The sequence below is a fragment of the Convivina intestini genome (assembly GCF_003096575.1).
Lineage (GTDB): Bacteria > Bacillota > Bacilli > Lactobacillales > Lactobacillaceae > Convivina > Convivina intestini.
In genome coordinates, this window is sequence record NZ_QEKT01000002.1 from 206,248 (window position 1) to 221,641 (window position 15,394).

The 15,394-nt window shown below is 42.5% G+C and carries 13 protein-coding genes; 1 reads left to right on the forward strand and 12 read right to left on the reverse strand.

What is annotated here, in order from left to right; all coding sequences use genetic code 11:
• Positions 1-66: 66 nt before the first annotated feature.
• From C7384_RS03070 to gnd, 6 genes are all read right to left on the reverse strand, one after another.
• A complete protein-coding gene (locus C7384_RS03070) occupies positions 67-1,401 on the reverse strand; it encodes an aspartate aminotransferase family protein (RefSeq protein ID WP_089938072.1) in 1,335 nt (444 codons plus the stop codon).
• Positions 1,402-1,464: 63 nt separating this feature from the next.
• Entirely contained in the window at positions 1,465-2,892 is a 1,428-nt protein-coding gene (locus tag C7384_RS03075) for an APC family permease (protein ID WP_089938069.1), read from the reverse strand.
• Positions 2,893-3,022: 130 nt separating this feature from the next.
• Positions 3,023-4,621 carry an APC family permease gene (locus C7384_RS03080; protein WP_089938066.1) on the reverse strand — a complete coding sequence of 533 codons (1,599 nt, stop codon included), beginning with the start codon at positions 4,619-4,621 and terminating at the stop codon, positions 3,023-3,025.
• 142 nt (positions 4,622-4,763) lie between these two features.
• Complete coding sequence (locus C7384_RS03085) at positions 4,764-6,146, reverse strand: gluconate:H+ symporter (RefSeq protein WP_089938064.1); 1,383 nt, start codon at positions 6,144-6,146, stop codon at positions 4,764-4,766.
• Between the two features lie 54 nt (positions 6,147-6,200).
• A complete protein-coding gene (gene gntK, locus C7384_RS03090; RefSeq protein WP_089938062.1) occupies positions 6,201-7,742 on the reverse strand; it encodes a gluconokinase in 1,542 nt (513 codons plus the stop codon).
• A gap of 114 nt (positions 7,743-7,856) precedes the next feature.
• Positions 7,857-8,768, reverse strand: coding sequence for a phosphogluconate dehydrogenase (NAD(+)-dependent, decarboxylating) (gene gnd, locus C7384_RS03095; RefSeq protein WP_089938060.1), 912 nt, complete (start codon positions 8,766-8,768; stop codon positions 7,857-7,859).
• A gap of 144 nt (positions 8,769-8,912) precedes the next feature.
• Between gnd and C7384_RS03100 the strand changes: the two genes are divergently transcribed.
• Positions 8,913-9,764 (forward strand): MurR/RpiR family transcriptional regulator, encoded by an 852-nt coding sequence (locus C7384_RS03100; RefSeq protein WP_089938058.1) that lies wholly within the window; start codon positions 8,913-8,915, stop codon positions 9,762-9,764.
• 20 nt (positions 9,765-9,784) lie between these two features.
• On the opposite strand, the gene udk is transcribed toward C7384_RS03100, so the two are convergent.
• From udk to C7384_RS03125, 6 genes are all read right to left on the reverse strand, one after another.
• Positions 9,785-10,414 carry a uridine kinase gene (gene udk / locus C7384_RS03105; RefSeq protein WP_089938056.1) on the reverse strand — a complete coding sequence of 210 codons (630 nt, stop codon included), beginning with the start codon at positions 10,412-10,414 and terminating at the stop codon, positions 9,785-9,787.
• Positions 10,415-10,573: 159 nt separating this feature from the next.
• The gene (locus tag C7384_RS08325) at positions 10,574-10,708 is read right to left on the reverse strand and encodes a hypothetical protein (protein ID WP_276329404.1); all 135 of its coding nucleotides are present in this window, start codon (positions 10,706-10,708) and stop codon (positions 10,574-10,576) included.
• A 5-nt stretch (positions 10,709-10,713) separates the two neighbouring features.
• A complete protein-coding gene (locus C7384_RS03110) occupies positions 10,714-10,905 on the reverse strand; it encodes a hypothetical protein (protein WP_089938054.1) in 192 nt (63 codons plus the stop codon).
• Between the two features lie 79 nt (positions 10,906-10,984).
• A complete protein-coding gene (locus C7384_RS03115; RefSeq protein ID WP_089938051.1) occupies positions 10,985-12,334 on the reverse strand; it encodes an MFS transporter in 1,350 nt (449 codons plus the stop codon).
• Positions 12,335-12,395: 61 nt separating this feature from the next.
• A complete protein-coding gene (locus C7384_RS03120; protein ID WP_243400702.1) occupies positions 12,396-14,303 on the reverse strand; it encodes an acyltransferase family protein in 1,908 nt (635 codons plus the stop codon).
• 19 nt (positions 14,304-14,322) lie between these two features.
• Positions 14,323-15,336 carry a substrate-binding domain-containing protein gene (locus tag C7384_RS03125; protein WP_089938049.1) on the reverse strand — a complete coding sequence of 338 codons (1,014 nt, stop codon included), beginning with the start codon at positions 15,334-15,336 and terminating at the stop codon, positions 14,323-14,325.
• Positions 15,337-15,394: the final 58 nt, after the last annotated feature.

A 15,394-nucleotide genomic window follows, 5' to 3' on the forward strand; every position in this document is an offset into this window, starting at 1 on the left:
ACCGGTACCTCGCTTAAAGTAATTTACCAGCTGCATATCCAGAATTAAGCTCATTATACCATATAATTACCAACCGATATGATTAGCCGTTTGAGGTAAGGCTAATTTACCAGCTGCCAATTCACCAAAGGCCTGGTCGATAATAGCTAAGCTCTGGTCCAACTGCTCATCGGTCATGACCAAGGGTGGTTGGAAGCGTAAAGTTGAGCCCCGCAAGCTAATCATAATCGCTCCTAATTCATAAATACGATAAATCAATTTGGTAGTAGCATCAACGTCAGGTTGCCCATCAGCATCCACAATATCAATGCCCCCATTAAATCCGTACAAACGGACATCGCCAATGAAATTGTATTTTTTAGCAGCCTCGTCAAAGAATTTTTTAGCTTTGATACCAAGTTGGCCGGAGCGTTCAGCGAGCTTTTCTTCTTCGATTACATCCAGAGTAGCCAAGGCAGCCGCCGCAGCAACTGGATTACCTGCCGTCGTATAAACGTTAGCCGGCGCATCGAGACTTTCCATAATTTCTTTACGACCAATCACGGCACTTAGTGGTAAACCACTGGCAATCGACTTTCCCACCGCAATCAAATCTGGGGCAATGCCAAAATGATCAATTGACCACATCTTACCCGTTCGACCGAGTCCTTGGTTGACTTCATCAACGGCAAAGACAATCCCATGTTGACGAGTAAACTCATAAACCAAGTCCATGTAGCGTTGCGGTGCTTTCACAATCCCCCCATCCCCTTGAATTGCTTCAATTTCAACCAACGCCACTTCATCGGCTGGTAAATAAGTTTCAAAGGGCAAGCGGAACTGCTCAAACATCCGCTCCGAAAATTCATCATCACTTTCACCCAAACGGCGTTGATGTTGGTCAGGATAAGGTACTTTAACCATTCCTGGCAAGAGGGGTCCCATTTTACGGGTCATATTTAAGCTAACCGCTGACATGGACATCGACCCAAAGGTAGAACCATGATAAGCCCCAGTAAAACTAACCACATAAGGCCGTTTGGTATAGGCCCGGGCAAATTTAATGATGGCATCATTGGCATCGGAACCAGAGTTTCCAAAGGCGACTTCTTTTTCAAAATCACCTGGCGCAATAGCTGCCAAGCGTTCCACTAAGGCAGCCGTAGCAGTATTAGAAAAGTAGGCCGGCGTGTATTGAATTAATTTTTGGGCTTGTTTAGTAATCGCTTCAACCACTTTGGGATGAGAATGGCCCGTATTAGTGGCACTGGCACTGGCTAGTAAGTCTAAATAAGTTTTCCCATCGGCATCAGTCACGGTTGCGCCCTGCCCATGGTCAATCACAATATCAAAGTATTTAATCCGACTGGCCTGAGCTAAATGTTGGTCTTCATTTGCTAAAATTGATTGATTTTGGTCCATTGTTTAACCTCCAAATTAGTTTAATTGAACAAAAAAACTCCCACTACTGGGAGTTTTTTTACATTAGTCACGTAGGTTACTCCGACGAGAACCATAAAGGGCATAGACAATTAATCCTAGCAAGAACCAACCGCCAGCATAAATCTGAGCTTGAACATCCAGCTTAGTGAAAATCCAAACTGATCCAGCTGCCCCAAGGGCTGGTAACACTGGATAAAACGGCATGCGGAAAGCTGGTACTTGAATATCCTTACCTTCACGAGGGCGCAAGGCATACATACCAAGCGAAACCATGATAAAGGCAATCAACGTTCCGGCAGAAATCAGGGCGGCTAATTCATTAAAGCTAAAGACTGAGCCAATCAAAACCGCAATGACGGTCAATACTAACAAGGCATTGTTTGGCAATCCCTTACCGTTAACATCTCCTAAGAACTTTGGCAACAAACCATCACGGCCAAAGGCATAGAGCAAACGCGAACCAGCCATCATCATACCGATAATCGCCGTAAACATACCGGCCAAGGCCACAACTGAAAGCAAGTTAGAAACATAAGGATGACCGGATTCTAACAAGGCCCAAGCGGCTGGCGCTGCGTTATTAGCGTACTTAGTGTAGTGGAACATACCCACTAGGACCAAGGCCACGGTCACAAACAAACCAGTGGCAATCACCAAGGAACCGATAATTCCACGTGGCATCGTCTTTTGGGGATCCTTAGCTTCAGCTGAGTTAGCGGCAATTGAATCAAAACCAATGTAGGCCAAGAAAATTTGAGCCGCACCGGCTGAAATACCTTCCCAACCACCAAATTCAGTCCCAGGCTTGTGGGCTGGAATGAAAGGTACATAGTTACTTGGATGGATAGCTGTTAAACCAACCGCAATGAAAATCAAGATAACTAACAACTTACCAACCACTAAGGTGTTTTCAACTGCAGCAGTAGTGTGAGTTCCCTTCCAAAGCAAGGCGGCCACAATCAAAACGGCCAAAAGTGAGAACAAGTCAATCACCCCACCGTTACCAGCGGCAAAGGAACCATTCAAAGCATTTGGTAAGGCCAAATGAAATGATGACAAGAAAAGCTTAAAGTTGGCTGACCATCCCGAAGCAACAAAGGCCACGGCGATGAAATATTCAGCTAACAAGGCCCAACCAGCAATCCAACCAAAGACCTCTCCAAAGACCACACTGGCCCAAGAATAAACCGAGCCGGCAAAAGGCAAGGCTGAAGCAAATTCAGCATAGGCAAAAGCTGTCAAACCAGAAATAATTGCTGCTACCACAAAGGATAAGGCCACGGCTGGACCAGCATGGTTAGCGGCCACAATTCCTGGCAAAGTAAAGATAGCGGTTGAAACAATGGTTCCCAATCCCAAAGCCAACATTTCTTTAGTACCCAAAGTCTTCTTTAAATGGGCATCACTTTGTTCAAATTTAGATGGATCAGCACGGTGGAACCACCCACCGCCTGGACGTTTATCTGACATACTCTTTCCTCCAACGACTTCATATAAATTATTAACTCCACTATATTAACATTTTTCTCATATTTTTGTCAATTTTTTCATAAACAAAGGAAAAACCTGTCTACAACAATCAAGATAGACAGGTTTTAATTTAATTTTCATCAACTTTATCGTTAACTTTTCGAGCTTGCCGGAAATATTTAGTAACCAAGCGACTATCAGTTCCCCAAGCATAAAAGCCAAGCGAAACTAAGATAACCATCAGGAAGTCTAACGGATAGTGAATCAAACCAATTCCGTTAAACTCTTTACTTCCAATATAAGACATCACCGAAAGCACAATTAGATAAGATATCATCCAAAAACTACCGGCAACTTGCTTGCGGGAGCGTTCCCGATCCCAGCCTTGACGCCATTCGTAGTAGAAATAAAAGGGCAAGCCCAGAGCGATAATCAAAATAACTTCAATTGTGGTTGGCCACATCGCCCAATAAGTTGCTAGTGAAGCTAGCACAAAGGCAAACGGCGCCATGAATTTTAGGCTTTTAGATTTAACTGGTCGATTAAAGTTAGGTGCCATTTTCCGCAAAGACACCACCGTTACTGGACCAGTCAAATAAGCAATCAAGGTCGAAGTGGAAATCACACTGGCCAAAGTTCCCCAAGACCGGAAAATTGAGACCATTAACATACTCAAAATCGCATTAGCAATCATGGCCAAACGCGGAATCCCATACTTTTCGTTAATCTTACCGACAAATTGTGGAATATGCTTGTTAGAAGCCATCGCAGCTAAGGCTCGGGCCGTAGAAGCGGCAAAGGAAACTCCCGTACCAAATGGTGAAATAAAGGCATCCATATACAACAAGACCGCTAGCCAGTGAATGCCTAACAAAATTGCTAAATCAGCAAATGGTGATTGAAAGTTCAAACCATGCCAGCCATACTTGGCCAACATAGTTGGATCAATCGAAGTAATGTAAGTACTTTGAATCAAAATATACAAAACTGCACTAATGCCCAAGGACAAAACAATTCCTAAGGAAATATCACGTTTCGGATTTTTAACTTCACTTCCCATATTAATAATGGTTTGAAAAGCGTTAAAGGAAAAGATAATCCCTGATACCGTGGTAGCAGCAAAAATTTGGGCACTCCCGTAAGGCATAAATTCGTGCAAAGACGATCCATAATTACCCGGATGAAAACCAGATAAAGTCAACATCACAATCGTTAAGATTGGTACACCCAATTTAAAGAATGAAATGAAGGTGGTAAAACGCGTCAATAGCGTTACTGACCAAAAGTTCAACAGGGTAAAGATGACAATAAAGCCAAAGACCACCATCAAACCAGGGGTAGTAATGGAACCATTCACCACAAAATGGCTGGTCCAGTTGGCCCAGGCCCAAGGCCAAGTACTCATATATTGGACGGCCGCTACGGCTTCAATCGGAATCAAAGTTACCAAAGACACCCAGTTCGCCCATGAGGCAATGAAACCCAGCAAAGAACCGTGGGTGTATTGAGCAAATTTACTCATCCCCCCTGACTCTGGGAACATCGTCCCCAATTCAATATAGTTATAGGCAATCACACTAATCACAATCGCCCCTATGACCCAAGAAATAATGGCCGCCGGTCCAGCAACCATGGTTGCTTCCCAGGAACCAAATAGCCAACCTGAGCCAATTAAAGAGCCTAGTCCTAACAGTACTAACTGGACCAGACCGATTTTATTTTGTTTCATGTTTTCCCTTCCAAGTTAAAATAGTTGGTCACAAAGTGACCACTTCTTTTTAATTAATCGATGGTCACTATTTTACAGGTTCACTTTTTAAATTGCAAATACAATCAAAAAGCCATCCGAATTGGATGGCTGATCAATGTTTTTAAGCAAAAATAGCAGTTAAAATCAAAATAACAATTAAACCAGTCACCGAGATGATGGTTTCTAGCACTGTCCAAATTTGGAAAGTCTGCTTAACACTCAAGTCAAAGAATTCCTTAAAGATCCAGAACCCAGCATCGTTAACATGAGAAGCAATCAAAGAACCAGCCCCAATTGCTAAGGCTACAAAGACCAATAACATACTGTTGGTTGCATTAGTGGCCAAAATACCGTTTACTACTCCGACAGCCGTAATACCAGCCACAGTGGCTGAACCAACAGCAATTCGTAGCAAAGAGGCAACTGCCCAGGCAAAGAAGACAATGGCTAGCGGACTCATCGCACCGTTAGATTGGAACAACTGAGCCACTTGGTTTGACAAACCAGAAGTAACCAAAACCCCACGTAGGGCGCCACCACCACCAACGATTAGCAAAATACCAGAGACAGCAGCCATTCCTTCGTTAAGCGAATTACCAATCACTTTCATGTTTTTACCTTGCATAATACCCATGGTATAGATAGCAAAAATCAAAGAGATTGTCATCGCTACGGCAGGATTAGCCAAAAAATCAATAATTTGGTAAACCATGCTTGGATGAAGTGGAGTCTTTCCACCGGTCACGACCAACTTATATACCGTGGCAATAATCATAAAGATTAAGGGGAAAACTGAAGTTAATACTGACAAAGCAAAACCAGGAGTTTCCTTTAAGTCGTATTCCTTCATTTCACCGACCGCTTCAATGTGGTCCGTAAATTTAAAGGCATCCGGTGCATAACGCTGAGCTAATTTAGTAAACATTGGTCCGGCAACCACGGCAGTAATAACAGCCACGAGCAAGCCAAAAATCAACATCAAACCGACGTTGGCATGCAATTGTGAAGCCACTGCAGTTGGTGCTGGTTGAGGAGGCAAGAAACCCTGAGCTGAACTCAAAGCGGCCGTCATAGAAATACCTAAGTACAACAAAGGCACGCCGGATTCAATCGCTACGGCAAAGACAATCGGAATTAGCAAAACCATACCAACCCCAAAAATCATCGAAATACCAATGATGAAGGAAGCTAATAGAACCGCCCACTGCAAGCGCTTAAGACCAAACCAATCAATCAAGGTCTTAGCAATTCGGTAAGAACCACCGGCATCGGCAACCAAACGACCAATCATACCACCAAAAATGAAGATAACGGCGTTTGATCCTAGAATATTGCCCATTCCTTCCGATCCAAGGACCGCATTAGGAATTTTCATTGGGGGCATACCCAGCAACAAGGCCAAGATAAAGGCCGTAATCACTAGGGACACGAAGGTATTCAATTTTAATTTTGTAATCAATAAAAGCAAAATTAAAATTGAGATGAATAACATTACAAAAGCCATAGTATATGTTTGAAGTACAAGACTTCATCTCCTATTTATAAATAAAAATCACGATTACTTAATATTGTGCTTACGTTGGTAGTTGGCAATATTGTCGTATTCAGTTTGCAATTGACGGGACAAACGAATGAAGATTGGTGCTAATTCACGGTAAGCTTCATAGTTTTCAGGGTTAGGTTGATAGGTAGCTGACTTCCCAATGTATTTAGAAATCTCATACAAATCATCAATCTTACCCAAAGCTTTTTGAGCCACAATCACGGCTGCCAGAGCACCCGATTCAATTGATTCTGGCACCGTTACTGGTTGCTCAAAGATATCAGCAAACATTTGGCGCCACAATGGTGAATGGGCAAAACCGCCGGTAGCTTGAATTGATTCCAGGTTTCCAACCACTTCTTCTAAGGCCAAACTAACCATGTAGATGTTAAAGGTAATTCCTTCTAGCACTGCCCGTAACATGTTGGCACGAGTATGGCTATGGTTCAAACCAAAGAATGACCCCCGAGCATTGGCATCCCAGATTGGTGCTCGTTCACCACCCAAATAAGGATGGAAAAGCAAACCATTGGATCCGGCTGGAATCCGTGAAGCAATTTCAGTCATCAAGTCATAGGCATCCCGACCTAACAAAGCAGCCGTTGACTTTTCGGCATCAAACAAGTTATCACGGGCCCAGCGGAAGACATCCCCACCATTGTTGACGGGACCACCAACGACCCAGTGGTCCTTATCCAAGGCATAGGTAAAAGTCCGGCCCTTAGGGTCAATCACAGGCTTATCAGAAACAACTCGAATAGCCCCAGAAGTTCCAACAGTGATGGCAGCTACACCGGGTTTAACGGCATCAACCCCAAGGTTGGACAAAGGACCATCGCCGGCACCGTAAACAAAAGGTGTGTCGGCTGGAATACCCAAAACAGCAGCATATTCAGCAACCATCTTGGTTTCATATTCGTAAGGTGAAACTGGTTTAGGCAACTGTTCGGGCTTTAAGCCAGTCAATTCTAGGGCTTGAGAATCCCACTCTAGATTGAAAATATTAAACAGCCCCGTTCCAGAGGCAATCGAAATATCCATTTTATTGGCACCGAACAAACGGTGGAACAAATATTCCTTAATACCCAAATAATGGGCCGCCTTCTGGAAAATATCTGGATGAGCATTTTTCAGCCACAAAAGCTTAGACAAAGGCGCCATGGGGTGAATGGGCGTACCCGTCTTACTATAAATCTCTTGTCCAAGGCCACTTTTTTTCAAATCATCGGCAAATTCAACCGCACGTGTGTCAGCCCAAGTAATTACCCGGGTTAATGGTTTCCAATCTTTGTCAAAGGCAATCAATGAGTGCATCGCTGATGAGAAAGAAACCGCTGTAATTTTGTTTCCATCAGCTAAATTAGCCTGACGAATTACTGAACCTAAGGCATTAGAAAAGGCTACAAAAATTTCATCCAAATCTTCTTCGGCCATATCTGGTTCGTCACGATAAAGGGGATAACCATAATTAGCCTGTGCCACCACTTGATTTTGATCATCAAAGAGCACGGCCTTGGTTGAAGTTGTGCCTAAATCGACACCAATCATGTATTCCATCATATACTCCATTATCTAGTTACCCATTTAGTCCTTGTAAATGACCCTTGGTAACGTTCAATAAGTTTTAGAATAAAAAAGCTCCCACTGGGAGCTTTTTTTGAAGAACCTAAATTATTTCTTGGCGGCGTCCATGGCGTGTCCACCAAAACCATTCCGCAAAGCTGAAACAACTTTTCCAGTGAAGGTATCTTCTTGCAATGAACGATAGCGCATTGCCAATGAAAGATAAATAACTGGGGCAGGTACTTCCAAATCAAGAGATTCTTCAACTGTCCACTTACCTTCACCAGATGAGTGCATACGTCCTGAAATAGCAGAAAGCTTTGGATCCTTAGCAAACTGTTCCTCAGCCAATTCCATCAACCATGAACGGATAACCGAACCATGGTTCCACAACTTAGCAACAGCTTCATAGTCGTAATCGAATTGTGAAGCTTCAAGTACTTCAAATCCTTCGGCAATGGCCTGCATCATACCGTATTCGATACCGTTGTGGACCATCTTCAAATAGTGACCAGAACCAAGACGACCAGTGTACAAGTAACCATCAGGTTCAGCGATTGACTTAAACAATGGTTCGATAACCTTCCATGCTTGGGCGTCATCGCCACCAATCATGAAGTTTCCACCATTACGAGCACCGTTCATACCACCAGATGTTCCGGCATCAAAGAACTTGATACCAGCGGCAGTCGTCCGCTTATTTTGCTCAAGGTTGTCCTTATAGTTAGAGTTACCACCATCAATGATGATGTCTCCAGCTTCCATCTTATCAATCAAAGTATCGATGGTTGAGTTAGTTGGTACACCAGCTGGTACCATTACCCAAGCAACCTTAGGTGATGGCAACTTTGCCAACATATCATCGATGCTGCTTGCAGCTTCGATCTTGTCAGAATAATCAGCAGCTTCCTTGACGAATTCAGGATTCAAATCAAAGGCAACTACCTCATGACCGTTATCAACGGCGTTTTTAACTAGGTTAAGACCCATCTTACCCAGGCCAATCATCGCAAACTTCATGTTTACTACCCCTTTTTATTTTTCTATAACTAAACTACCCTTTTATTATATGAAAATAATTTACACAATGCAAGCGCTTTTATTGAAAATAATTTTCTAATTCGGTATAGTTAGGGCTACCGATGTTTTCAAGGGAGAATATTTATGGTTAATCAAGTTTTGGCCCAACTCAGCGCCCAAAATCATCACTATAACCAAACTGAAAAAAAGCTCATTAATTTTATTACCCAACAACCCCACTTAGCCGGTGAATTAACGATTCGCAGTATGGCTGATCAAACCGGAGTTTCCACGGCAACCATTTCACGCTTTGTAAAAAAAATTGGTTTTGCTTCCTATCGTGATTTTTCTTTAGCCTTAGCCAGTCGGACGGCACCTAATCCACCGGTTGATTTGTTCGGCGAAATTGCTGACGATGACAATACCCAAGCGATTGCTAATAAAGTCTTTTCAGGAGCTAAAAACGCCTTGGATACGACCTTAGACCAGCTAACCGCTAATAAATTAGATCAAGCAGCAAAAATCCTCTTACAGGCTCAACACGTGGGTTTCTTTGGTATCGGCGGCTCTTCGATTGTCGCCTTTAATGCCTACCATAAGTTTCTCCGAACCCCTTTAAATGTTGTCTCCCATCCAGATTACGATATCCAATTAATGCAGGCCGTTAAACTAACCGACCAAGATGCTGCCATTGTGATTTCTCATTCCGGGCGTAATGAAGATACCCTCCTGATTGCTCAAATGCTCAAAGAGCACGGTGTCCCCACGATTGCCATTACTTCTTTTTTTGACTCACCACTCACCCATTTAGCCGATCTAGTACTCTTATCATTGGCTGAAGAAGTCAATTTTCGTAGTGAATCAATGAGTTCGCTGATTGCCCAGCTGACTATTATTGATACCCTCTTTACTTTAGTTGGTTCCCAGTTACCGAAAGAAACCCAAATTGTCGTCGACAATTTACGCCAGGTCATTGAAGAAACCCGGCAAAAATAAAAAGCCCTGCCGGGCTTTTTTTACTGATTATTATTAACAATCGCCAAAGCTTGGTTCATCAACATATCAATGGCAATGAAGTTCTGACCACCTTCGGGTACGATGATGTCAGCATAGCGCTTAGTTGGTTCGACAAATTGATTATGCATGGGCTTAACCGTGGCTAAGTATTGCTCAATCACCCCTTCAACCGTTCGACCTCGTTCATGGGTATCTCGTTGTAGCCGACGAATAAAACGAATATCGTCATCGGTATCGACATAAACCTTTAAATCCAATAGATTACGAACATTAACATCGTTAAACAACAAAACGCCATCCACAATGATTACGCCCGTAGGTTGGACATGCACGGTTTGATTGGAACGGGTATGCTGCTCATAATCATAAACTGGCACATCAATGGCTTGGTTGCGCATCAAGCGTTCCAAATCGGCGACAAAGAGATCATTTTCCAATGAATCTGGATGATCATAGTTAGTCTTAATTCGTTCGGCCATTGGTTTGTCCGATTGATCGCGGTAGTAAGAATCTTGCTGCAATAAAACAGGATGATGAGTCGCCAAGCGGGTCAAAAGCGCCCGACTAACCGTTGTCTTTCCGGAACCAGATCCCCCGGTGATACCAATAATTAATGGCTTATTTGTCACGACTTCCTCCTCAAATAATAACCGTCGTTAGGCCGAGTAAAAAATTTACACTTTTTCCATTTTAGCAAAAGTAATAAAAATTGCTACTCCTTTTATTAAAAAGACCAAAAGAAAAGCAACTAGAAATCTAGTTGCTCTAGCATATCAGTACACTTAAACTTACTGATCAGCCTTTTCACGTTGTTCATGAGAAGATTCAACAAATTCTGATTGCTTATCCAAACGCTCAGTTTCACGCTTGGCATCTTCTACTTCACGTGCATCAGCTGCTTCAAATTCGTGCTTTTTCTCCATCGTGATTAACCTTCAATGTCTTTCTTTTCTTGTTCAAATGCTTCTTTTTCGTAACGAGCATCCTTTTTTTCAGCGTGGAGAACGTCCGCACTTTCCTTATGCTCGTGTTGTTCTGCTACCTTTTCCTTAGCTAGCTTGTCATCTTCACGTTCAAAGGATTCCCGATTCTCTTTGGAACCATCTCTTAATGTAGTCATCTCAATCCTCCTCTTTTCTATGAGGACAATCTTAGCACAATTTCATCAAAATAAAAAGTTGACTAAGCCTTGAAAACACTTATTTTTCAGCTTTAATTTGCGTTGATAATAGCAGTCCCAGCACTGGTACAAAGATAAACCAGGCACTGGTTTGACTCAGGGCCGCCCCGTATGAAATGTTCTGATTAAAGGAAGTAATCAAAATCGACGCTACCACCACACTACCAGCACCAATAACCTGCCGTAAAGTCGTTAAAATCGCTGTCCCGTGCGCAACTAAATCTTCTAGTAAAGCATTGTTGGCCGCTGTAACGGCTGGCATCATGATGAAGGCGTTTCCCCCCTCTAGTAACATAGCAGCCACTAAACCGACCCAAAAGTTAGCCTGGCCCATTAAGGCTAAGAGGCCGTAGCCTAAGATCATCATCGAAGTACCAATTCGCACTAAGCGTTTCAAGCCAATCTTTTGTAAAAGATAACCAGCCTTAGGGTTTAACAAACTTAAGAAGATAGCAGCTGGTACCATCAGTAATCCAGATGCCAAGGGATCAAAATGGAACACCTTTTGATAAAAGAGGGGCATCAAAACTGTGGCAGTAATTAAACCAGAATAAGATAAACCGGTCAAAACCATGGCCGGTAAATAACCATGATAATGAAAGACCGATAAGTTCAAGAATGGTGTCTTTAATTTAAGTTGACGGGCAACAAAAATTCCTAAAACAATGGTACTAATAACCATCATCAGCCACCATTGGGCATTAATTCCCTGGGTTGGAATCACTGAAATGCTATATAAAATCCCACCAAAGCCTAATAGCATCACCGCTGATAACCAATCAAAACGATAAGGCTTCAGGGTGTGGACATTTTTAATTTGCTTTTGAATTAAAAGTACTAGCACAATCAAAACAACGAAGAAGAAACCAAACAATTGGCGCCAAGATCCCCACTGTAAGATAATCCCCGATACAATTGGCCCAACTGCTAGGGCTGACCCCATAACCAAACCAACGACACCCATAGAAGGTCCGCGCCGGTCTTTAGGCGTACTTTCTAAAATAACGGACTGGAAGGTTGGAAACAAGGCCCCTACGGCGATTCCTTCCAGCAAACGGCCAATGATGATTCCCGTAAAATTAGGGGTTACAATCGCCCAAGCTGTCCCAATTAAAAAGACAATCACAATTCCATTTAACAAGTAACGAAGCGGAATATTATCTAACAACCAAGGACTTAGTGGCATCACCAAGGTCATCGTTACCATAAAACCGGTCGTTAGCCATTGGACGGTGCTGGCACTGACGTTGAAGCTGTGCATTAAAATTGGATAGGCCGTGGTCATGGTGGATTGACTAATTGACATGACAAAGGCAATGAACAATAGCACCAATGAAAACGGCGTTAACTGACGCAAAGATTTAAACATGGTTTCTCCTTTAGAATCATTCTACTTTCCATTCTAAATTAAAATAAAAAAAAAACAACCATTAACGGCTGTCCTTACTAATTGCTTGAATAACTAAACGCGCATAATGATGATTTCCAGTAGTTTCAGGATGGATACCATCACTGGCCAACCATTCCGGATGGTCTTTGACTAGAGAGTACCAATCAATTACATGAAAATTGCGATTATTTTGCTTGGCTTCATCCAACTCACGGTTATTACTATCTTGCCAAGGTTTGGTAACTACGTAATTATTAACCCAATAAATTTGGCGTTGTTTACCAGCAGCGGCCACTAAAGCATCAATATCACTAGCACGAATGTTCCCGTTCGTACCCAAACCAATCAAAATCGTATCGGCACAATGACCGGTTTTAATCTGATTAATTAAGGCCGGAATGGCATCATCAGCCTGACGACCAACCTGCGCATCAATACTTAAGTGGTCATTTAATTCTTGTAAGTTCGGAGAAACATCTAGCATCACCGAATCACCTACAACCGTGATGGCTAATTGGCTAAAATGCCGGTACTGGTCAGTTGTAATCTGATAGTCTTGAATTAATTTAATTTGTTCCGGTGTTAAGGCAGCATCAGCAGCTTCGTCATGCTTTTTTTGATCCGTATGACTTTTTTGCTGAGCTAGATCCTTTTGCGCCTTTTCCAGACGTTTTTGTAAATCACTTTTAGGTGCAGCCATCCCCGCTTCGGGCCGTATCAAGCCACCAGCAATAGTTACCAAGAAGAAAGCAGTTACCATGGCGGTTGGATACAGGAGTAATTTTCGTTGCTTAAGCCACTGCCAAGCCCGTTTTCTTTGCTTAGGATGTCTAAATAACGTTTCCACATAACGATAAGAAACTTCACTAATAGCTAAGACCAGCGCAACTTCAATTAAGGCCTGCCAAATTGAAAAATGAAAATTTTTCACTAGTTTAGGGTAAAAAACAAAAACCGGCAGTTGATACAAGTAAATACTATAAGAACGTTTACCAATGTAATTCAGCCAAGACCGATCCAAAAGATGATTCAAAAGTGAAACTGGATGAACCACGATGGCTAAAAAGATCGTCATGATTAAGGTTAGAGCAAACATTCCTCCCTTATAGACAAAGGGAGCCTGTCCGTTAATTACCAAAAAGGCTAGGATAGTATCTACAGCGGCCACTAAGCCAATAACATTGATATAAAAGCGCATCTCTCGGTCTAAGCGAGTGGTTAGGCGATGAGCTGGCCACACAAAGGCTAAGGCTGCTCCTAGTAAAATCGCAAAGATCCGCGTGTCAGTACCATAGTAAACACGGTTAAGGCTAGCACCACTATAAAAAAGCCCCATTAACAAGGCACTCAGGCTGGCTCCTAACACTAAGATGGTACTAATCACAATCTTTTTCAAACGACTTTTTAACAGTAACCAAACAATTCCTGGCCACAGCAAGTAAAATTGAGCTTCAATTGATAAAGACCATAAATGCGTAAAGAGCGAGGCCCCATTGATTTGATCAAAGTAGGAACCGCCATGTCCCATCGCCCAAAAATTATAGACATACAACAAATTAGAAAAAACGATATAGCGTAAATTATATAGCTGCTGTGGAGCTAATAATAAAATTAAAAACACCGTCAGCAACAACATCACCACTAAAGGTGGATATAGTCGTCGTAAACGCCGACCCCAAAATGGTAAAAAGCCAATATTACCCGAATGCTCATACTCTTGAATTAATAAGGTTGTAATTAAATACCCTGAGATAATAAAAAAGAGTGGCACACCTAGCCAACCACCGCTGACCCAATTTGGTAGTAAGTGAAAGGTAATGACCCCAATCACCGCCAGTGCTCTGAGGCCATCTAGGCCAGTTATATAGCGATGATTGGGCCGGCTAACTGCGTCACTTTTTTCAATATTTTGTGAATTGATAGATAACCTCCTAACTACTTGACTCACCAGAGGTATCAAGCTTGAACTAATTCAATTCATGTGTCGTTTGACGTTGAACAATCGTATGGGGTAACTTGACGGCTTGTTCTTTCAAGTCTTCATTATTCATTAACTTAGTTAACATCCGCATCGCTACGGCCCCAATATCATACTTAGGCTGGGCAATCGACGTTAACTGTGGACGGGAGATAATACTATAATTAGTGTCGTTAGAAGTCACTAATTCCATCTGACCAGGTAGATCAAAATGGTGGTCATGGAGATAATTTAAGAGCGCAACCGCGACAACATCGTCATAAACAATCATCGCTGTTGCCCCACTAGCGACCACTTTCGGTGCTAGCTCTAGGGTCTTTTGATAATCACGACCGGTCGTAAATAGGAGCTTTTCGTCAACTTGACGACCAACTTCATTCAATGCCTTAGTATAACCGGCTAAGCGATAATCCCGATTAATAGCTTCATCCAAACTACCCATTACCAAGGCCACATTTTCATGTCCATGCCGCAATAAACTAGCGGTTATCTCATAAAAGGCGTCAATATAATCAATATTAACACTTGGTAGCTTTTGTTGCGCATCAACACAGCCAGCTAGGACAACCGGAATATTTAGCGCATCAATGGTCTTCCTGACCCCTTGATCCAATTCATTTCCCATGAAAATAATACCATCAACCTGTTTACTTTCTAAACTATTGATTGCCAAGACGTCGCGAACCGGATCATCATCGGTATTGGTTAGCAATACATCATAATGATACATGTTAGCCACATCGTTGATTCCCCGGGTTAATTCAGCATAATACAGGTTGGTCACATCGGGCATTACAATCCCGATGGTTGTCGACTTTTTAGAAGCCAACCCCCGAGCAACGGCATTGGGCTGATACCCCAACTCGTCAATGGCCTTTAAAACCTTTTCTTTAGTTGAATCACGTACATTCTTGTTGCCATTAACAACCCGTGAAACTGTGGCTAAGGAAACACCAACTCGATTGGCAACGTCGTAAATAGTTGCATTTTGTTTTTTTACCACATTCCTATCCCCCACTGCTTTCAAAAGTGTTTCTTCGTCTAATATTATAAGCATAAAA